This is a genomic window from Streptomyces sp. NPDC086554, from assembly GCF_040686095.1.
Taxonomy (GTDB): Bacteria; Actinomycetota; Actinomycetes; order Streptomycetales; family Streptomycetaceae; genus Streptomyces.
In genome coordinates, this window is record NZ_JBFBJK010000021.1 from 126,525 (window position 1) to 145,860 (window position 19,336).

Consider the following 19,336-nt stretch of genomic DNA (forward strand, 5'->3'; position numbering starts at 1 on the left):
AGCGTCTCGGAAGCGTTACAAGTTTGCGCGTCGGGGCCTGTGGCGGGTTTGATGTCCGGTCCACCTCGAACCGGCGTGCCGCGTTAAGGCTGTAGCGTGGCCCGGGTTCCCCCAGTACCACCAAGCACCACGACCAGAAACGACGGCGAGGACTGATGGCACAGACGCAGCGCGCTCAGGGCCCGTCCGACCCCGAGGCGACTGGCGGCGGTATGTCAGATGCGCCGGAGTTGTGGGGTAATGGCGGGCTTGTCGGGGACGGCCGGTACCGGCTGACCCGCAGACTCGGCCGTGGCGGCATGGCAGAGGTGTTCGCGGCCGAGGACGTACGTCTCGGTCGTACGGTCGCCGTCAAGCTGCTCCGCTCCGACCTCGCCGAGGACCCGGTCTCCAAGGCCCGTTTCACGCGCGAGGCCCAGTCGGTGGCGGGGCTCAACCACCACGCGGTGGTGGCGGTCTACGACTCCGGCGAGGACGTCGTCGGGCCGAACGTCGTCCCGTACATCGTCATGGAGATCGTCGAGGGCCGGACGATCCGCGATCTGCTGATCAACGCGGAGGCGCCGGGCCCCGAGCAGGCCCTGATCATCGTCTCCGGAGTGCTCGAGGCGCTCGCCTACTCGCATCAGCACGGCATCGTGCACCGCGACATCAAGCCCGCGAACGTGATCATCACCAACACCGGCGCGGTGAAGGTGATGGACTTCGGCATCGCGCGCGCCCTGCACGGCGCCCAGTCGACGATGACGCAGACCGGCATGGTCATGGGCACGCCCCAGTACCTCTCCCCGGAGCAGGCGCTCGGCAAGGCCGTCGACCACCGCTCCGACCTGTACGCGACCGGCTGTCTGCTCTACGAACTCCTCGCGCTGCGGCCCCCGTTCACCGGTGAGACGCCGCTTTCCGTGGTCTACCAGCACGTCCAGGACATCCCCGTGCCGCCGTCCGAGGCCTCGGACGTGGCGCCGCCGGAGCTGGACGGGCTCGTCATGCGCTCGCTCGCCAAGGACCCGGACGACCGGTTCCAGACCGCTGAGGAGATGCGCGGTCTGATCCAGTACGGGCTGCAGATGCTGGGCGAGCAGGGCAGCCACACCGGTACGTGGAACACCGGCCCCGTGGCGATGCACGAGGGCGGCAACACCCCGGCGATGGGCGTCGCGGGCACCACCGCGATGCAGCACCCGGGCGACTCCGGAACCGCGCAGATCCCGGGCCCGATGCTGCGTCCGCCGGGCGGTGACGACGGCGGTTTCGACGGCGGTCACCGCGACGGGAACGGGCGGGGCGGCCGCGGCAAGATGTGGATCTTCGCCGTGCTCGCGATCATCGCGATCGCGGTGGGTGTCGCGTTCGCGCTGAACGCCGGCGGCAACAAGACGAAGGACAAGGACACTCCGACGAAGGCGCCGACGAAGCAGTCGGAGTCGAAGGAGCCCAGCAAGAGTCCTGAGGAGTCGACGTCGGAGGAGGAGACGGTGCCGGGCGACGGCTCGGGCGGTCAGGGGGACTACACGCCCCCGGTGACGCCGTCCACCGACCCGACCACTCCCACGACGCCCACGGAGAGCGAGCCGTCCGAGGACCCGACGGAGCCGACCGGCGAGCCGACGGATGAGCCGACGGACGACCCGACGGAGCCGACCGACGAGCCGACGACGCCCATCACGGAGGAGCCGCCCACGGGCGGGGCCGACGGTGGCGCGGACGGCGGCGTCGACGGCTGATTTCGCGGCGCATCGGCTGAAGCAGCTCAATCAACGGCACGCGCGCGTGGAGCCCGAAAGGGCCCCACGCGCGCGTGCCGCTTTTTACCCCTCCGGGGGCCCGTCTACAGAAGGCGCTGAAGCTGGCGGTCCCGGCCGCGGTGCAGCGTGTGCACCGTGGCCAGCTGGGGCTCTATGCGGAGGTAGACCGGGTCGTACAGCTCGCCGTCCACGTAGTGCGGGCCCGGGCCGAAGAGCTCAAGCTCGTCGTTGGTCGGCTCGATGGCCTCGCAGACGCCGACGAACTGCACGGTCCACTGCCCCGTACGCGTGCTCGCCGAGTTGAGATTGTCCGCTCCGTAGGCGACGACACTGCCGATGCAGGCCTGGTGGTAGCCGTATCCCTTGTGCATCCGCAGCAGGATGCGCCCGTCCACGACGATGTGGCGGGCCACGGCGAGGAAGGGCAGTGCACGCATGCTGGTCGCCACCCGGCCGTAGTCGGTGCGGCCGAGCAGTTCGAAGGCGAGCCGTTCGTCCTCCTCCGTCGGTGCTGCCTGTGCTGCCTGTTCGTCGGTGGGCATGGCATCCACCCTCGGGCACGGGGAGGTGCCAGGACAGAGGATCCCGCCCCTAGAGGAACGGGACGTAAGTCCCTCACAGCACGTACGTCCTTCAGAGCACAAGCACCGTCTTGCCCCGCGCCCCGCCGCCCCGGGCCTTGGCGATCGCCCGGGGAGCCTTCTCCAGGGGCACCTCGGCCTCGATCGGGACCTCCAGGACCCCCTTGACGGCCGCGGCGGCCAGGATGTCGAGCAGTTCCGAGCTGGCCCGGAGGTCGAAGTCGACGACCTCGACGTCGGGCGGCGACTGCGCGGGATCGGCGGCGGAGCGGGTGGTGAGGGCGACACCGCCGGCCCGGACCAGGGCGGCGTTGGCGGCGAAGGACTCCGGGTCGCCGGAGACCAGGTCGACCATGGCGTCGACGCCCTGCGCGTACTCGTCGCGGACCGCGGCGGCCAGGTCACGCGACGTGGTGTCGATGGTGACCGCGGCCCCCAGGGCGGCCATCCGGTGCCGCTCGTCGCCGCGCACCGCCGCGATGACGCGGACCTCACGGCCCGCCGCGAGCTGGGTGAGCTGGGTGCCCACGCCGCCCGTCGCGCCGATGACCAGGAGGCTCGCGCACTCGCGCACCCCTGCGGTCTCCAGGATCTGTGCCGCCGTCATCCCCGCGGTCGGCAGGACCGCCGCGCTCTCCAGGCTGAGGCCGGCCGGGACGGCGGAGATCACCGCGTCCTGCGGCATCGTCACGTACTCGGCGTAGCTGCCCGCGCCGACCGGGGGCCTGGACGCCTGGCCGAAGACGGCGTCGCCCACCTGGAAGCGCTCGGCGCCCGGGCCGACCGCGTCCACCCGGCCCGCGAAATCGACGCCGAGGACGAGCGGGAAGACATGGGGTGCCTGGCCGTCGAGGAGGCCGTCGGCGGCCTGCCAGTCGTAGGGGTTCAGGGAGGCGTAGTCGACCCTGACCAGCACTTCGCCGGGGCCGGGCAACGGATCCGGCAGCTCCATCAGCTCAGGCTCGGCCTTGAACGCCCTGACCGCGACAGCTCGCATGGCGGATCACCCTCCTGGTGGAACAGCCCCCCTGCCGGTGCGCGGGTGCGTTCAGTGGTGCTTCTCCGCCTGCAGGCGCGCCACGTAGGCGGCCGCCTGGGAGCGCCGCTCCATGCCCAGCTTCGAGAGCAGGCTGGAGACGTAATTCTTGATCGTCTTCTCGGCGAGGTGCAGTCGCTCGCCGATCGCGCGGTTGGTCATGCCCTCGCCGATCAGGTCGAGGATCTTCCGCTCCTGGTCGGTGAGGTTCGCCAGGCGGTCGTCGCCCTTGGGGCTGTTTCCGTCGCGAAGGCGTTCCAGGACGCGGGCCGTCGCCACCGGGTCGAGCAGGGACTTTCCGGCCGCCACATCACGTACGGCGGTGAGCAGTTCATTGCCGCGAATGGCCTTGAGTACATAGCCGGAAGCGCCCGCCATGATCGCGTCGAAGAGGGCCTCGTCATCAGCGAACGAGGTGAGCATCAGGCATTTGATGTCCTCGTTCTGCGAACGGATCTCGCGGCAGACCTCCACTCCGCTGCCGTCCGGAAGCCGTACGTCGAGTACGGCCACATCGGGGCGCGTGGCCGGGATCCTGACCAGGGCGTCGGCCGCCGTGCCCGCTTCGCCGACGACCTCGATATCGGACTCCACGGAGAGCAGTTCATGGACTCCACGCCGGACCACTTCGTGATCGTCGAGGAGGAATACCGTAATTTTTCCGTCTTCGCGCACGGTGTCAGTCTCACACACCATGTCTTTGTGCGCCCGGGTGGACGATCTCTACCCGTACCCCGTGAACCCTTCCCGTGCGCGGGGTGGCCGGGATAACGTGCCGGTGTTCCGGCCCCCTGCCAGGCTGTGATCAGTGCTGTGACCAGGAAGTGTTCCCGCCTTTCTCGATTTACTCGGAAATCCAAGCAGTCAGGTACTTGGAAATCCAAGCAAATTCGCAGGTCAGATGGGGTTTCACAGAATTGGGAAGCACTGGGTAACGTGCATTGTGCAGGGCGCTCGCCGGGGCACCTGTCACGCCTGTTCCCGGCCGAGTCGCACCCACCCCGTGCGCGGGCACGGAGCAGGCGAGCCGCACTGGCTTACCCGGTAATCCCGGGGGCCGGACCGACGGAGGAGCACACGTGACCGTGGAGAGCACCGCCGCGCGCACACCGCGCCGCAGCAGTACGAGCGGCGGGAAGCGCGCCAGCGCCAAGAAGGCCGCGCCGAAGAAGAGCACGGAGCCCCAGCTCGTACAGCTGCTGACCCCCGAGGGCAAGCGGGTCAAGAACGCCGAGTACGACCAGTACGTCGCCGGGATCACCGCCGATGACCTGCGCGGCCTGTACCGCGACATGGTCCTCACCCGCCGCTTCGACGCCGAGGCCACGTCCCTGCAGCGCCAGGGCGAGCTGGGCCTGTGGGCGTCGCTGCTCGGCCAGGAGGCCGCCCAGATCGGCTCGGGACGGGCCACCCGCGACGACGACTACGTCTTCCCGACCTACCGCGAGCACGGCGTCGCCTGGTGCCGCGGGGTCGACCCGACGAACCTGCTCGGCATGTTCCGCGGCGTGAACAACGGCGGCTGGGACCCGAACACCAACAATTTCCACCTGTACACGATCGTCATCGGCTCGCAGACCCTGCACGCCACCGGGTACGCCATGGGCGTGGCCAAGGACGGCGCGGACTCGGCCGTGATCGCGTACTTCGGTGACGGCGCCTCAAGCCAGGGAGACGTCGCCGAGGCGTTCACCTTCTCCGCGGTCTACAACGCTCCCGTCGTGTTCTTCTGCCAGAACAACCAGTGGGCGATCTCCGAGCCCACCGAGAAGCAGACCCGGGTGCCGCTCTACCAGCGCGCGCAGGGTTACGGCTTCCCCGGTGTGCGGGTCGACGGCAACGACGTGCTCGCCGTGCTCGCCGTCACCAAGTGGGCCCTGGAGCGGGCCCGCACGGGCGAGGGCCCGGCGCTGATCGAGGCGTTCACGTACCGCATGGGCGCGCACACCACCTCCGACGACCCGTCGAAGTACCGCAACGACGACGAGCGTGTGGCCTGGGAGGCGAAGGACCCGATCCTGCGCCTGAAGGCCTATCTCGAGTCCGAAGGTCACGCGGATGAGGGATTTTTCGCGGAACTCGAAGCGGAGAGCGAAGCGTTGGGAAAGCGAGTGCGAGAGGTGGTGCGGGCGATGCCGGATCCGGATCTGATGGCGATCTTCGAGAACGCGTATGCGGACGGGCATGCGCTGGTCGACGAGGAGCGCGCCCAGTTCGCCGCGTACCAGGCGTCGTTCGCTGAAGGCGAGGCCAAGTAACCATGGGCGTACAGAAACTTCCCCTTGCCAAGGCGATCAACGAATCGCTGCGCACGGCGCTCGAGACCGACCCCAAGGTCCTCATCATGGGCGAGGACGTCGGCAAGCTCGGCGGCGTCTTCCGGGTGACGGACGGGCTGCAGAAGGACTTCGGCGAGGACCGGGTCATCGACACCCCGCTCGCCGAGTCCGGCATCGTGGGTACGGCGATCGGGCTCGCCCTGCGGGGCTACCGCCCTGTGGTGGAGATCCAGTTCGACGGTTTCGTCTTCCCGGCGTACGACCAGATCGTCACGCAGCTCGCGAAGATGCACGCCCGCGCGCTCGGCAAGATCAAGATGCCGGTCGTCATCCGCATTCCGTACGGCGGCGGCATCGGCGCGGTCGAGCACCACAGCGAGTCGCCCGAGGCGCTGTTCGCGCATGTGGCGGGGCTCAAGGTCGTCTCGCCCTCCAACTCGTCGGACGCCTACTGGATGATGCAGCAGGCCATCCAGAGCAATGACCCGGTGATCTTCTTCGAGCCGAAGCGGCGTTACTGGGACAAGGGCGAGGTCGACAAGGACGCCATCCCCGGCCCTCTGCACAAGGCCGGTGTCGTGCGCGAGGGCACCGACCTGACGCTCGCGGCGTACGGCCCGATGGTGAAGGTCTGTCTGGAGGCCGCCGCGGCCGCCGCCGATGAGGGCAAGTCCCTGGAGGTCGTGGACCTGCGCTCCATGTCCCCGATCGACTTCGACACGGTGCAGTCATCGGTGGAGAAGACCCGCCGCCTCGTCGTCGTGCACGAGGCCCCGGTCTTCCTGGGCACGGGCGCGGAGATCGCGGCGCGCATCACCGAGCGGTGCTTCTACCACCTGGAGGCCCCGGTGCTCCGGGTCGGCGGCTACCACGCCCCGTACCCGCCGGCTCGCCTCGAAGAGGAGTACCTGCCGGGCCTTGACCGGGTGCTCGACACCGTCGACCGCTCGCTGGCGTACTGAGGGAGAGGGTCGTGACGACGATGACAGACACCGCTCTTGCCGAGTTCAAGATGCCCGACGTGGGCGAGGGGCTCACCGAGGCCGAGATCCTCAAGTGGTACGTGGCGCCGGGCGACACCGTCACCGACGGGCAGGTCGTGTGCGAGGTGGAGACGGCCAAGGCCGCCGTCGAACTGCCGATTCCGTTCAACGGTGTTGTGGGGGAGCTGCGCTTCCCCGAGGGCACGACGGTCGACGTCGGCCAGGTGATCATCACGGTCGATGTGTCGGGCGGAAGCACGCCCGCGCCGGAGGCCGCGCCCGAGTCCCAGGCCGCCGCGCCCGCCGAACCGGCCGAGGAGCCGGCCCCCGAGGGGCGCCAGCCCGTGCTCGTCGGGTACGGGGTGGCCGCGTCCTCGACGAAGCGCCGCGCGCGCAAGACCGTGCCGGAGCAGGCCGAAGAGCCGCCGGCCGGTACGTACTACGCGGCGTCCGTGCAGGCCGAGTTGAACGGCACCAGCACGTCGGCGCTCGCTTCCGCGCCTGCCGGTGAGCGGCCGCTGGCCAAGCCGCCGGTGCGCAAGCTCGCCAAGGATCTGGGTGTCGACCTGGCGGCCGTCACGCCGTCGGGTCCGGACGGGATCATCACGCGCGAGGACGTGCACGCGGCGGTGGCAGCGGCCGCTCCCGCTCCCGCCCCCGCCGCGCCCGTGGCCGCGCCCCGGCCCGCGGTGACCGAGGCCCCCGCGCCCGCCCCGGCGGCCGCCGTGAGCTCCGACGCCCGCGAGACCCGTATCCCCGTCAAGGGCGTCCGCAAGGCCACCGCCCAGGCGATGGTCGGTTCGGCCTTCACGGCGCCGCACGTCACGGAGTTCGTGACGGTGGACGTGACGCGGACGATGAAGCTCGTCGATGAGCTGAAGCGAGACGCAGACAAGTACGGCTTCACGGGCCTGCGGGTGAACCCGCTCCTGCTGATCTCCAAGGCGCTGCTCGTGGCGATCCGGCGCAACCCGGACGTCAACGCTGCCTGGGACGAGGCGAATCAGGAGATCGTCCAGAAGCACTATGTGAACCTGGGCATCGCCGCCGCCACACCACGCGGCCTGCTCGTCCCGAACATCAAGGACGCGCACGCCAAGACGCTGCCCGAACTGGCCGAGTCCCTCGGCGAGTTGGTCGCCACGGCAAGGGAAGGCAAGACGTCCCCGGCCGCGATGCAGGGCGGCACGGTCACGATCACGAACGTCGGCGTCTTCGGCGTCGACACGGGCACGCCGATCCTGAACCCGGGCGAGTCCGCGATCCTCGCGGTCGGCGCGATCAAGCTCCAGCCGTGGGTCCACAAGGGCAAGGTCAAGCCGCGTCAGGTGACGACCCTTGCGCTCTCCTTCGACCACCGCCTGGTCGACGGCGAGCTCGGCTCCAAGGTGCTCGCCGATGTGGCGGCGATCCTGGAGCAACCGAAGCGGCTCATCACCTGGGCGTAGCAAGTCCGGCAACGTACGAGGGGGCCCGCCGCAGCACGCGGCGGGCCCCCTCGTCGTGCGCCCTACCGCTTGAAGGCGTAGTCCATCAGCTTCTTCGCGTCCGCCGTGCGGTTGGCCGCGGAGGTGGACGTGAGGACCGTGCCGATGACCGTCTTGCCGTTACGGGTCGCGGCGAAGACCAGGCAGTACTTGGCCTGTGGGCCCGAACCTGTCTTCACGCCGATCGTGCCGCTGTAGGTGCCGAGCAGGTTGTTCGTGTTCGACCACGACATGTAGCGGTAGCCGCCGCTCTTCGTCGCGACCTTCTGCTTCGTCGACTTCGTCTTCACGACCGTACGGAACGTGGAGCTCTTCATCGCGCTGCTCGCGAGCTTCGTCAGATCGCGGGGCGTCGAGTAGTTGGCCGTGCCGCCGATGCCGTCGAACGAGTCGAAGTGGGTGTTCGTCAGGCCGAGAGTCTTGGCCTGCGAATTCATCTTCCCGATGAAGGACTTCACGCGGGCCGCGCGGGTGGAGCCCTTGCCGAACTTGTCGGCGAGCGCGTACGCCGCGTCGCAGCCGGACGGCAGCATCAGGCCGTACAGGAGCTGGCGGACGGTGACCTTGTCGCCGACGATCAGCCGGGCCGACGATGCGGTGTTCTTGACGATGTAGTCGCTGTAGGCCTTCTGGATCGTGACCTTGGAGTCGAGGTTGAGGTTCGGCTGCGAGAGCACCACCTTGGCGGTCATGATCTTGGTGGTGGAGCCGGTGGACCGGCGGGTGTCGGCGGCCTTGGTGAAGAGGGTCTTGCTCGTGCCGTTGTTCATCACGTAGCCGCCCTTGGCGGCGATGGACGGCTTCGGCGGTGCGGCCGCGTGGGCGGGCGTGGTGAGGGCCCCGCCCGCGAGCACCGCTCCCGCGGTGACGATGACGGCCGATACGCGTCGAATGCCCTTAATGGGGGTGTTCAAGTTCTATGTCTCCAAATGCCCCTGGAATGCGGCCACATGAGGGTGCCGCTCGATGGTATGACTCGCGACGGGGGTGGATGGATGCGCCCCCGTGGGGTGATGTCCGCATCGTGGAATGGACGAGCTCATGCGTACGTGTTGTATCTATGCTGTGCGCATGCCAGCCGCCCCAGCCGTCCCCACCGCCTCCGCGACCCCCGCCGTCAAACCGCCGCCCGCCGCCGAACGCGTCTACACGCACGTCAAGCAGGGTGTGCTCGACCGCCGCTACGAGGGCGGCACGCTGCTCACCGAGGGCGAGCTCGCCGAGGCCGTGGGGGTGTCCCGCACCCCGGTGCGGGAGGCCCTGCTGAAGCTGGAGGTCGAGGGGTTGCTCCGGCTCTACCCCAAGAAGGGGGCGCTGGTCCTGCCCGTCTCCGCGCAGGAGATCGCCGATGTCGTCGAGACGCGGCTGCTTGTGGAGACGCATTCGGTCCGCAAGGCGGTGCCGGCCCCTGCGGGGCTTATCGGCCGCCTTGAAGATCTGCTCGACGAACAGCGGGCGCAGGCCGCCGCCGGGGATTTTTCGGCTGCCGCTGTGACTGACCGGTGTTTTCATGCGGAGATCGTCCGCAGCGGGGGGAACGAGATTCTCTCCCGGCTGTACGACCAGCTTCGGGACCGGCAGCTGCGGATGGGGGTCGCGGTGATGCACTCCCACCCTGATCGCATTGCCAAGACCCTTGCTGAGCACGAGGAGATCCTTGACGCGCTGCGGGCCGCGGATGCGGAGGCCGCGGAGAGGGTCGTCGCCCGGCACGTCGGGTGGTTCCAGAATCTTGCTCGGGGCGAGGTCCGATGAGGGTGCTCTTTTCTTTTGCCGCTTCGCGGCATTTTTCCCGCCCGCCCACCCGTTACTGGAGGTTCCGATGAGTTCGGTCTCCGGTCCCGTCTCCCTCCCCGGCGATCCCCCCGGCGGCAAGAAGGCCGTGCTCGTCTGGTCGATCGGTGTCTCCGTCTACTTCGTCGCCGTCATCTTCCGGACCTCCCTCGGTGTCGCCGGGCTCGACGCCGCCGACCGGTTTCATGTCAACGCGTCCGCGCTCTCGACCTTCTCCATCCTCCAACTGCTCGTGTATGCGGGCATGCAGATACCCGTCGGCCTGCTGGTCGACCGGCTCGGCACCAAGAAGGTGCTGACCATCGGCGTCGTGCTGTTCACGCTCGGGCAGCTCGGCTTCGCCTTCTCGCCCTCGTACGCGATGGCCCTCGCATCCCGCGCCCTGCTCGGCTGCGGTGACGCGCTGACCTTCATCAGCGTCCTGCGGCTCGGCACCCGCTGGTTCCCGGCCCGGCGCGGCCCGCTGGTCGCCCAGCTCGCGGGGCTCGTCGGCATGGCGGGCAACCTCGTCTCCACCCTCGTCCTCGCCCGGCTCCTGCACTCCGTCGGCTGGACCGCGGCCTTCGCCGGCAGCGCGCTGTGCGGCGTCGTCGTCCTCGTACTGATGACGCTGTTCCTCAAGGACCACCCCGAGGGCCACGAGCCGGAGCCCGTGCGGCACACCGGTGGGGCCTTCGTGCGCAAGCAGATCGCCCTGAGCTGGCGCGAGCCCGGCACGCGGCTCGGGCTTTGGGTGCACTTCACCACGCAGTTCCCCGCGATGGTGTTCCTGCTCCTGTGGGGTCTTCCGTTCCTCGTCGAGGCGCAGGGGCTCACGCGCGCGGCGGCCGGGACGCTGCTCACCCTCGTCGTGCTGTCCAACATGGTGATCGGCCTGGTCTACGGCCAGATCGTCGCCCGGCACCACGCGGCCCGTACGCCGCTGGCCATCGGTACGGTCGCGGCGACCGCCGTCATGTGGGCGGTCACGATCCACTACCCCGGCGACCACGCCCCGATGTGGCTGCTCATCGCGCTGTGCACCGTGCTCGGCGCCTGCGGTCCCGCGTCCATGATCGGCTTCGATTTCGCGCGGCCCGCGAATCCGCCCGAGCGGCAGGGCACGGCGTCCGGCATCGTGAACATGGGCGGCTTCGTCGCCTCCATGACGACGCTGCTGGCCATCGGCGTTCTGCTTGACGCGACCGGTGACAGCTACCGGATCGCCTTCTCGGCGGTCTTCGTCCTTGAGGCGATCGGCCTGAGCCAGATCCTGCGGCTGCGGACGCGTGCGGTGCGCAGGGAGCGGGAGCGGCTTGTGGCCAGCAGGGTCGAGGCGGTGCACGTCCCCGTCTGACCGTCACGCACATCTCCAGCCGCTCCCGCCGGGTACACGCGGGAGCGGCGTGCGTCCGGCTACGGCGTGACCGCGAACTCCCGCAGGATCGCCTCGCCGAGACCGTGGTCGCCCTCGATCTTGATGCGGTCGGCGACCGAGGCGTACGTGATGCGGCCGCACGCCAGACGGAAGTACGTCTCCCAGTCCAGGCTCAGCGTCGCGAGCGGGCCGAGCGAGGGGGCGCTGTCGACCGTGGCGTGGCCTTCGGCGTCGACGCGGACCGTGCGCAGGAACTCGACGGCACCGCTCACGTCGAAGACGACCGCCGAATTCGCGGGCGCGCCCGCCTTCTTGGCGACGACCTTCGGCAGTCCGTGCAGGAGCAGATCGCGGGCCACGAGCGCGCCGGGCGAGTCCAGGTTGCCGGGCTTCTTCAGCGTCGTACGCAGATCCTGCTCATGCACCCAGACGTCGAACGCGCGCATCCGCGTGGCCAGTTCGAGGGTCTGCTCGCTGCCGAGCGGGCCGCGGATCTTCGTATCCGGCTCACGCGACTCGTTCCGCAGCTGCCGCGAGCGGCGGATGATCGTGTACTCGAGCTCGGAGGTCATCTCGGGCGCGGTGTGGTGGCGCCGCACGTCGACCTGCATCTCCATGTACCGCTGGCCCTCGGTCTGTACGTGGTACAGGTCGCGGGGCAGCGTGTGGATGGGGCGGGGGTCGCCCAGCATCTCGCAGTCCAGGCCGATGACATGCGAGACGATGTCCCGCACCGACCAGCCGGGGCAGGGCGTGGCCCAGTTCCACTCTCCCTCGGCGAGCGGCGACACCAGCTCGGATATCGCCGTGACTGATTGGGTCCAGGCGTCGGCGTAGTTTTGCAGGCTGGGATGGAGACTCACGGGACCCCTCGACGGTCGTACGCGGGCGGTGGGTGTCTGGGACGCTAAGTTACGCTGCCCACAGGCACCCCGGCAGTGCTTTCGTGTGACGATCGTAGGCCTGCATTGACAGCTCGAATGCCAGGACGGTGGTAGTGTGCGCGCCTCCCTCATCCAGATCGCCGTAGACGAGGACGAACCGGTCAATTCCCGCCGGTCGCGCGTCGCTTCACTGGTACGTGAGGTGAGTGCGCGGGAGGGATCGGATCTCGTCGTTCTTCCCGAACTGTGGACGACCGGCGCTTTCGCGTACGAGTCGTTCGCGGCGGAGGCGGAGCCGCTGGAAGGTCCTACGTACGAGGCGATGGCCAAGGCGGCGAGTGACGCGGGGGTGTGGCTGCACGCCGGGTCCATTCCGGAGCGGGACCCTGAAGGGCCGCTCTACAACACCTCTCTCGTCTTCTCCCCCGACGGTGAACTCGCCGCCGCCTACCGGAAGATTCATCGGTTCGGCTTCGACAAGGGGGAGGCCGTCATGATGGCGGCCGGTTCCGAGCTGGCCACTGTGCGGCTTCCGTCCACCACGGTGGGGCTCGCCACCTGCTATGACCTGCGCTTTCCTGAGCTTTTTCGGGGGCTTGTCGACGCGGGCGCCGAGATGTTCGTCGTCCCTGCGGGGTGGCCCGCCAGGCGGCGGGAGCACTGGCTGCTGTTCGCGCGGGCGCGGGCTGTCGAGGATCAGGTGTACGTCCTTGCCTGTGGCACCGGGGGGACGCATGCCGGTGTTCCTCAGGCCGGGCACAGCGTCGTCGTCGATCCCTGGGGTGAGGTGCTCTGCGAGGCGGGGGACGGCGAGGAGGTCCTCACCGTTGACCTGGATCCCGGGAAGGTCGCTGTCACTCGGGAGCAGTTCCCCGCGCTGAAGGACAGGCTCCTCGGTATGGACACACCCAAGCGCTAGTCGTCGCCCCGTTCCTTCTCTGCCAGGCGGATGACGCAGACCGATACCGCCAGCAGCAGGGCCGGGTCCGCGTCGTCGCGTACGACGTGGAGGCCGTAGGTGTCGCGGACGCGGAACCAGCGGCGGGAGATGTCGGCCAGGAGTTCGCCGTCGTACTCGATGGCGAACTCGCGGTCCAGGATCTTGCCGCTGACGTCGAGTTCCGTGCCGTCGACCAGCTCCACGCGGTAGTGGTTGCGCAGGAGCGAGAGGCGTTTGCGCTTGACCCTGGCCAGCGGCTCGCCCTCCCGTTCGATGACCATCGTGTCGCGCAGGGCCAGCATCTTGGCGCGGATGTCGATGAGGACGCGGCCCTGCATGTCCTTCAGCTCGAAGGTCTCGCGCAGCCGCATCGCCTTGCCGTCGACGAGGAAGACCTTGCGGCCCTGGTCGTCCTCGATCCAGTAGTCGTCGCCGATGCCGAACAGCCTGTCGCGTACGAGAAGTCTCATGGCGCCATGACTACCCCGCGGCGGGAATGACACAGCCGGCCCGTGCCACTTGGGGGGAAGTGAGGACACGGACCGGCTGTGGATCAGGGGGAGGACGCCGTTACGTCAGGGCGCCCTCGGAGGTGCTCTGCCAGTACGTGACCTGGGATGAGCTGTCGAGCAGCAGGCCCGCGGGGCCGGGGGAGTCGACCGAAGCGTGGCCGTCCGTGCCCTTGCCGTCCTTCGCGGCGAGCGTGACGTTGAAGGTCTTGGTGCGGTGGGTGTCGCCGGACTCCTTGGCCGCGAGGCCGATCGAGGCGTAGGCGGACTGGTTCGGCTCGACGCCGACGACGGACTGCGGCCGGGTGTCCTCGGCCACCGGGAGGTTCTTGCCCGCGGTCGGGTCGCTGACGAACGGGGCGCCGTAGACCGAGCAGCGCTTGTCGCCGTTGTTGGTGATCTTGAGCAGGACGACGGGCGCGGAGCCGCCGGTCTCCTGCATGATGATCTTCGAGGTGGTCAGCGTGCAGTCGTCGTCACCGGCGGGAGCGGCCTCGCCGCCGTCCGAACCGTCCGAACCGTCCGAGCCACCCGAACCGCCCGATGTGGTGGCCGTCTTGTCGCCGCTCGACGAGCCGTCGGCTCCGGTCGTGTCCTTCGCGGAGTCGGAGGACCCGGCCGACGAGGGCCCGGATGCCTTGTCGTCGGCGACGTCGTCGCCATTGCAGGCGGTGAGCGAGATCGAGAGGGCCGCGACCGCCGCGAGGGCGAAGGCGGCGTTCTTGCGGGCGGCGATGCGCATGGTGGTGACTCCCCCGTGTGACGGTCGGTCGGGCTGCTGAGAAAGAGCCTGCCGCCCGCTGCTTCCGTCCCGCTAACACCTGGCTAACGTTCCGTTCGCGCAGGTCAGAGGAGCCGGTGATCAGGTGGAGGAGTCAGGAATGGAGCGCCGCAGCTCCTCCGCCAGGCGCCGGTAGTCCGCTCCGCGCTCGGGCCCGTCGAGCACGGACGCCACCTCGCCGAGCTGGGTGAGCGTCCCCGCGGTGCGCGCCGGAAGGTCCTCCTCCTTCGTCACGTTGAGTGCGGTCAGGAGGGCGGCGCGCGCCTCGTGGTGCAGCCCGGCGCGGTGCAGGGCGATGCCGTACGACTCCCAGATCAGCGGCCGCCAGCCCGCGGTCTCGTCCGGCGGCACCGATTCGAGGGCGTGGGCCGCGTGCTCGGCGGCGGCCGCCTGGTCGCCGTCGGCGAGGGCGAGCTGAGCGGCGTGGTGGTGCTCGAGCATCGCCGCCGTGGAGTGGCCGCTGTCGCGCGCCGTGCGGACGGCCGCCTCCTGGGCGCGCAGGGCGCCTTCCGGGTCGTCGATGTGGATGCGGGCGATGCCGATGAGTACGAGGACCTGGGCGGCGATCTCGGGAAGTCCCGCGCGGTGCAGCGGATCCAGGGAGCGCTCCAGGTGCCCCAGGGCCGCCTCGTGGTGCCCGGTCTCGACGAGGAGCACGCCCAGGGTGGAGTGCAGCCGCCCGACGCCCTCGTCGCTGCGGGCCCGCCCGGCCGCCTCCAGGGCGCGCTCCAGCGGGGCCCGCCAGCCGAGGTGCGGGCGCCACAGGACCGTCGGCCAGATCAGTACGGCGAGCCGCCAGGCGCGGTCGTCGTCGCCGAGCCCCGCGGCGGCGGCGGTCGCCGCGAGCAGCCCGTCCTGCTCGGCCGCGAACCAGCCGCGCGCGGTGTCCCGGTCGGCGAACGCGCGGACCGGTCCGGGTCGGCAGTCGGCGGGCAGCGCGCAGTCGCGGTAGCCGGTGGTGTCGATGGCGTGGACGGCGGCGTCGAGGGCGCGCAGCCAGTGGTCGACCAGGCGCAGGTCGGCGTCCGCGGGGCCGTCGAGGCTGCGTGCGTAGAGCCGTACGAGGTCGTGCAGGACGTACCGCCCCGGCGACTCCTCCTGGATCAGATGCGCGGCGGCCAGCCGGTCGAGCCCCTCGTGGGCACCCGCGACATCCGTCCCCGCCACGGCGGCAGCCGCGTACGCGTCGACGTCCCGGGTGAACGCGCGGGCCAGCGACGCGAGCAGCCAGGCGTCGCCGTTCGGCAGCTGGTCGACCGAGGTGCGCAGGGCGGCCGCGACGCCGGTGTCCTCGGCGGACAGCAGCGCCAACCGCCGCTGGCCGTCGGCGAGTTCGGCGGCGAGATCGGCCACGGACCACTGCGGGCGGCCGCTGAGCCGTGCGGCGGCGATGCGCAGGGCGAGCGGCAGGCCGTCGCAGAGGCGGGCGACCTGGCGCACGGCGGCAGCGTCCGCGTCGCCGGTCCGCCCCAGGGCGCGGACGAACAGCTCGGCGGCGTCCCGCTCGCCGAGCACGCCCAGCGGGACGGGGCGCGCGAGGTCCGACGCGATGAGGCCGTCGAGGCGGTTGCGGCTGGTGACGACGGTGGTCACGTGGGGGGTGCCGGGGAGCAGGGGGCGGACCTGGGCGGAGTCCCGTGCGTTGTCGAGTACGACGAGGAGGTGTCGCTCCGCGACGAGGGAGCGGTACAGGGCCGCGGCGGCTTCGGTGCCGCCGGGGACGTCCTGGGGCTGGACTCCCAGGGCCAGGAGGAAATCCCGCAGGATGCACACGGGTTGGGCGGCCTCGCCTCCGCTGAATCCCCGCAGGTCGGCGAAGAGGGTGCCCTGCGGGTGGCGTTCGGCCGCGTGATGCGCCCAGTGCAGGGCGAGGGCGGTCTTGCCCACCCCGGCAGGGCCGGCGAGCAGCGCGATGGGCCCCTCCGGGCTGTCGGTCACCGCCGCTTCGAGCGCCGCCAGTTGCTCCTCGCGGCCCACGAAGCTTCGGGGGGCCCGGGGGAGGAGGTTCTGGACCCGCTGTTCATCGGCACCCTGCGGTGAGGGCTGTGCCCACCCGTTCCGCCCTGCGGAACGCCTGCCCACAGCGGGGGTGACGGGGGTGGCTCCTGCGGGAGCGGGCTCCGCCCCGGCGGCGGGCTGCTCTTGCTCACGGGCCGATGCCGGGTAAACGGGTGGGCGGGTGGGAGAGGCTTTTTTCGGGGAGGCGCCCCCGCCAGAAGCGCGCATCGCCGCCGCCAACGTCGGATGGCTCCCCGTGTCCGGCTCGCCGTCAAGGATCTCCGCATAGGCCCGCCGCAGCGTCTTCCCGGGGTCGACCCCCATCTCCTCGGCAAGACGCTCCCGCGTCCGGTGAAAGCACTCCAGCGCCTCGGACTGCCGCCCGCACCGCTGCAGCGCCCGCATCAACGCCGCCACCAGCGCCTCACGGAACGGATGCTGCACCGACTCCGTACGCAGCAGCGCCACCGCCTGACCGTGCGCGCCGAGCCGCCCGTACGTCTCTGCGAGCTGCTCGACGGTCACGAGGCGGCTCTCCTCCAGGCCCCGCGCCGCGGCCAGCATCGGCCCGGTCGGGACGGTGCCGGTCAGCGCGGGACCGTTCCACAGCGCGAGCGCCTCCTGCAGCATCAGGGACGCGTCGGCCGGGTCCCGCTGCTGCCCGGCGAGCTTGACGAGGTCCTCGAAGCGGCTGACGTCGAGCAGCGTCTCCGGGAACTGCAGGGCGTACGCACCGCCCTGCGTGGCGAGTTCGACCCCGTACGCATCGAGACCCGCTTCCACGAGGAGCGCGCGCAGCCGCGACACATGCCCCTGGATGACCGTGCGCGCGTGCACGGGAGGTTCGTCGTCCCACAGCGCGTCGGTCAGGGCGTCCACCGAGACCGGCGTACCCGCGCGAAGCAGCAGAGCGGCGAGCAGGCTGCGGCGCTTGGCCGGGCCCAGGGGTACCGTTCCGCTGCCTCCGGCGACTGTCACCGGTCCCAGCAGCTGGAACTCCACCTGGCCTCAACCCCTGTGTCGTTGTGCGTGTTTCGAACACCCCCAGGGTACTCAGCCCTCCAAGAACGCCACCAACGCGTTGGCCAGCATGTGCGGATCGTCCGCCCCGCACAGCTCGCGCACGCTGTGCATGGACAGGATCGCCACACCGATGTCGACCGTCTTGATGCCGTGCCGGGCCGCGGTGATCGGGCCGATCGTCGTGCCGCAGGGCATCGAGTTGTTCGACACGAAGCTCTGGAAGGGCACGCCGGCCTTCTCGCACGCGGCGGCGAACACGGCGCGTCCTGCGCCGTCCGTCGCGTACCGGTTGTTGACGTTGACCTTGAGGATCGGGCCGCCGTTGGCACGCGGGTGGTGCGTCGGGTCGTGCCGCTCGGCGTAGTTGGGGTGCACGGCGTGGCCGGTGTCGGAGGACAGACAGACGGTCCCGGCGAAGGCGCGGGCCCTGTCCTCGTACGAACCCCCGCGCGAGAACACGGAACGCTCCAGGACGCTGCCGAGCAGCGGGCCGTCCGCGCCGGTGTCGGACTGCGAGCCGTTCTCCTCGTGGTCGAAGGCCGCGAGTACGGGGATGTACGGGAGGGAGCCGGCGTCGTCCGCCGTCGACACGGCGGCGAGCGCGGCCGTACAGGCGTGCACCGACAGGAGGTTGTCCATCCGGGGGCCCGCGATCAGGTCGCGGTCGCGGCCGAGGAAGGAGGGCGCCTCGACGGGGTGCGTCATCAGATCCCAGCCGGTTACGTCGCCGGGGGCGAGCCCTTCCTCCTCCGCGACGAAGCGGATCAGATCGCCGTCGGTCACGTCGTCGCCGAGGCCCCAGATGGGCTGCATGTGCTTCTGCTTGTCGAGCTTGAGGCCGTCGGCGACGACCCCGCGGTCCATGTGGATCGCCAGCTGCGGTACGCGGAGCAGGGCGCGGTCGATGTTCACGAGCCGGGTGCTGCCGTCGCGCAGGGAGAGGCGGCCCGCGAGACCGAGGTCCCTGTCCAGCCAGGAGTTGAGCAGCGGTCCGCCGTAGATCTCGACCGCGACCTGCCGCCAGCCGTGGGCGCCGCTGTCCGGCCTCGGCTTCACGCGCAGGTTCGGGGAGTCGGTGTGGGCGCCGACGATGCGGAAGGGGGTGTGCGGGGTTGCGCTTTCCGGGACGTACCAGGCGACGATGGCGCCGCCGCGCAGCACGTACTTCCCGCCCTTCCCGCCGGTCGTCCCGTCCCAGGCCTCGGTCTCGTCGACCTGCCGGAAGCCGGCCTTCTCTAGCCGCTCCGCGGCGCTCGCCACTGCGTGGTACGGCGAAGGGCTCGCCGCCAGGAAGGACATGAGGTCTTCGGAGTGGCCGCGGTCGAAGCGGGCGGGTGTGCTCATGGCTTCCAGCCTAGCTAGCGGTACCGGGGCCTGCGGGGGGCCTGAACCGGGAGGTTCTGTACCCGGCGTCCTCCGTACCGCCCTTCGCCTGCACCGCCGCCCCACCGCTCCGCACCGGATCTCTCCCACCCACCCACCCGTTCACCCTGAGTCGTCGGGTGGCCGCCCTTCGCCTGCGGCACCGCCCCGCCGCTCCGCACCGGATCTTCCCCACCCACCCGTTCACCCCGCGTCGTCGGGTGGCCCTCCTTCGTCTGCGGCGCCGCCCTGCCCGCCGCTCCGCGCCGGATCTTCCCCGCCCACCCACCCGTTTACCCTGCGTCCGTCGGGTGGCCGCCCTTCATCTGCAGCGCCGCCCCGCCCTGTCCCGCCGCTCCGCGCCGGATCTCTCCCGCCCGCCCACCCGTTTGCCCGGAGATGCGGGGTGAACGGGTGGGTGGGTGGGGTAATCCGGCGCGCAGCGCCGTGAAGGAGGGAGCGGATCCGCAGACAAATGCGCCCACGCCGAGTGACAGCGTGGCCCGCGCGAGGCGTCAGGCGCGGGGTAATCGGGTGGGCGGGCGGGGAAGGTCCGGCGCGCAGCGCCGGGATG

16 protein-coding genes are annotated in these 19,336 nt (G+C 70.4%); 7 read left to right on the forward strand and 9 right to left on the reverse strand.

Translation table 11 applies throughout. From position 1 onward, the window contains the following. The first annotated feature begins 155 nt into the window (after positions 1-155). Positions 156-1,727 carry a protein kinase gene (locus AB0O76_RS31035; RefSeq protein WP_365497690.1) on the forward strand — a complete coding sequence of 524 codons (1,572 nt, stop codon included), beginning with the start codon at positions 156-158 and terminating at the stop codon, positions 1,725-1,727. Between the two features lie 104 nt (positions 1,728-1,831). Here AB0O76_RS31035 and AB0O76_RS31040 read toward each other — a convergent pair whose 3' ends face one another. The 3 genes from AB0O76_RS31040 to AB0O76_RS31050 form a co-directional block, all read right to left on the reverse strand. Further along, positions 1,832-2,290 carry a pyridoxamine 5'-phosphate oxidase family protein gene (locus tag AB0O76_RS31040; protein ID WP_365497693.1) on the reverse strand — a complete coding sequence of 153 codons (459 nt, stop codon included), beginning with the start codon at positions 2,288-2,290 and terminating at the stop codon, positions 1,832-1,834. Between the two features lie 91 nt (positions 2,291-2,381). Then, on the reverse strand, positions 2,382-3,326 hold the full coding sequence (locus AB0O76_RS31045) for an NADP-dependent oxidoreductase (protein ID WP_365497696.1): 945 nt from the start codon (positions 3,324-3,326) through the stop codon (positions 2,382-2,384). 51 nt (positions 3,327-3,377) lie between these two features. Further along, positions 3,378-4,040: a response regulator transcription factor gene (locus AB0O76_RS31050; protein ID WP_365497699.1), complete on the reverse strand. Its 663-nt coding sequence runs from the start codon at positions 4,038-4,040 to the stop codon at positions 3,378-3,380. Positions 4,041-4,444: 404 nt separating this feature from the next. Between AB0O76_RS31050 and pdhA the strand changes: the two genes are divergently transcribed. Genes pdhA through AB0O76_RS31065 form a run of 3 tightly spaced genes read left to right on the forward strand, consistent with a single transcriptional unit; the run spans position 4,445 to position 8,075 of the window. Next, positions 4,445-5,623, forward strand: coding sequence for a pyruvate dehydrogenase (acetyl-transferring) E1 component subunit alpha (pdhA, locus tag AB0O76_RS31055; protein WP_365497702.1), 1,179 nt, complete (start codon positions 4,445-4,447; stop codon positions 5,621-5,623). 2 nt (positions 5,624-5,625) lie between these two features. After that, positions 5,626-6,606 carry an alpha-ketoacid dehydrogenase subunit beta gene (locus AB0O76_RS31060; protein ID WP_365497705.1) on the forward strand — a complete coding sequence of 327 codons (981 nt, stop codon included), beginning with the start codon at positions 5,626-5,628 and terminating at the stop codon, positions 6,604-6,606. An 11-nt stretch (positions 6,607-6,617) separates the two neighbouring features. Next, entirely contained in the window at positions 6,618-8,075 is a 1,458-nt protein-coding gene (locus AB0O76_RS31065) for a dihydrolipoamide acetyltransferase family protein (RefSeq protein ID WP_365497708.1), read from the forward strand. Positions 8,076-8,137: 62 nt separating this feature from the next. Here AB0O76_RS31065 and AB0O76_RS31070 read toward each other — a convergent pair whose 3' ends face one another. Next, entirely contained in the window at positions 8,138-9,028 is an 891-nt protein-coding gene (locus tag AB0O76_RS31070; protein WP_365497711.1) for a D-alanyl-D-alanine carboxypeptidase, read from the reverse strand. Between the two features lie 157 nt (positions 9,029-9,185). Here AB0O76_RS31070 and AB0O76_RS31075 point away from each other — a divergent pair, with 157 nt between their 5' ends. Together AB0O76_RS31075 and AB0O76_RS31080 are read left to right on the forward strand one after the other, a co-directional pair. After that, entirely contained in the window at positions 9,186-9,869 is a 684-nt protein-coding gene (locus tag AB0O76_RS31075; protein WP_365497714.1) for a GntR family transcriptional regulator, read from the forward strand. 67 nt (positions 9,870-9,936) lie between these two features. After that, positions 9,937-11,244, forward strand: coding sequence for an MFS transporter (locus AB0O76_RS31080; protein WP_365497717.1), 1,308 nt, complete (start codon positions 9,937-9,939; stop codon positions 11,242-11,244). Between the two features lie 59 nt (positions 11,245-11,303). Here the strand turns inward: AB0O76_RS31080 and AB0O76_RS31085 are convergent, their stop codons facing one another. Further along, complete coding sequence (locus AB0O76_RS31085; RefSeq protein WP_365497720.1) at positions 11,304-12,128, reverse strand: maleylpyruvate isomerase family mycothiol-dependent enzyme; 825 nt, start codon at positions 12,126-12,128, stop codon at positions 11,304-11,306. Between the two features lie 136 nt (positions 12,129-12,264). Here AB0O76_RS31085 and AB0O76_RS31090 point away from each other — a divergent pair, with 136 nt between their 5' ends. Next, the gene (locus tag AB0O76_RS31090) at positions 12,265-13,068 is read left to right on the forward strand and encodes a carbon-nitrogen family hydrolase (RefSeq protein WP_365497723.1); all 804 of its coding nucleotides are present in this window, start codon (positions 12,265-12,267) and stop codon (positions 13,066-13,068) included. Here AB0O76_RS31090 and AB0O76_RS31095 read toward each other — a convergent pair. From AB0O76_RS31095 to AB0O76_RS31110, 4 genes are all read right to left on the reverse strand, one after another. After that, positions 13,065-13,559 (reverse strand): LURP-one-related family protein, encoded by a 495-nt coding sequence (locus AB0O76_RS31095; protein ID WP_365497726.1) that lies wholly within the window; start codon positions 13,557-13,559, stop codon positions 13,065-13,067. The genes AB0O76_RS31090 and AB0O76_RS31095 overlap by 4 nt on opposite strands. Positions 13,560-13,659: 100 nt before the next feature. Further along, positions 13,660-14,340: a DUF4232 domain-containing protein gene (locus AB0O76_RS31100; RefSeq protein ID WP_365497729.1), complete on the reverse strand. Its 681-nt coding sequence runs from the start codon at positions 14,338-14,340 to the stop codon at positions 13,660-13,662. A gap of 120 nt (positions 14,341-14,460) precedes the next feature. Beyond that, positions 14,461-17,355, reverse strand: a complete 2,895-nt coding sequence (locus AB0O76_RS31105) for a BTAD domain-containing putative transcriptional regulator (protein WP_365497732.1) — start codon at positions 17,353-17,355, stop codon at positions 14,461-14,463. Between the two features lie 75 nt (positions 17,356-17,430). After that, the gene (locus AB0O76_RS31110; RefSeq protein WP_365497735.1) at positions 17,431-18,744 is read right to left on the reverse strand and encodes a M18 family aminopeptidase; all 1,314 of its coding nucleotides are present in this window, start codon (positions 18,742-18,744) and stop codon (positions 17,431-17,433) included. Positions 18,745-19,336 lie beyond the last annotated feature (592 nt).

Bases quoted from the DNA above. Each gene is read 5' to 3' on its own strand.
- AB0O76_RS31100 (WP_365497729.1), bottom strand. From the start codon at position 14,340: ATGCGCATCGCCGCCCGCAAGAACGCCGCCTTCGCCCTCGCGGCGGTC.
- AB0O76_RS31110 (WP_365497735.1), bottom strand. From the start codon at position 18,744: ATGAGCACACCCGCCCGCTTCGACCGCGGCCACTCCGAAGACCTCATG.
- AB0O76_RS31035 (WP_365497690.1), top strand. From the start codon at position 156: ATGGCACAGACGCAGCGCGCTCAGGGCCCGTCCGACCCCGAGGCGACT.
- AB0O76_RS31045 (WP_365497696.1), bottom strand. From the start codon at position 3,326: ATGCGAGCTGTCGCGGTCAGGGCGTTCAAGGCCGAGCCTGAGCTGATG.
- AB0O76_RS31060 (WP_365497705.1), top strand. From the start codon at position 5,626: ATGGGCGTACAGAAACTTCCCCTTGCCAAGGCGATCAACGAATCGCTG.
- AB0O76_RS31080 (WP_365497717.1), top strand. From the start codon at position 9,937: ATGAGTTCGGTCTCCGGTCCCGTCTCCCTCCCCGGCGATCCCCCCGGC.
- AB0O76_RS31075 (WP_365497714.1), top strand. From the start codon at position 9,186: ATGCCAGCCGCCCCAGCCGTCCCCACCGCCTCCGCGACCCCCGCCGTC.
- AB0O76_RS31040 (WP_365497693.1), bottom strand. From the start codon at position 2,290: ATGCCCACCGACGAACAGGCAGCACAGGCAGCACCGACGGAGGAGGAC.
- AB0O76_RS31095 (WP_365497726.1), bottom strand. From the start codon at position 13,559: ATGAGACTTCTCGTACGCGACAGGCTGTTCGGCATCGGCGACGACTAC.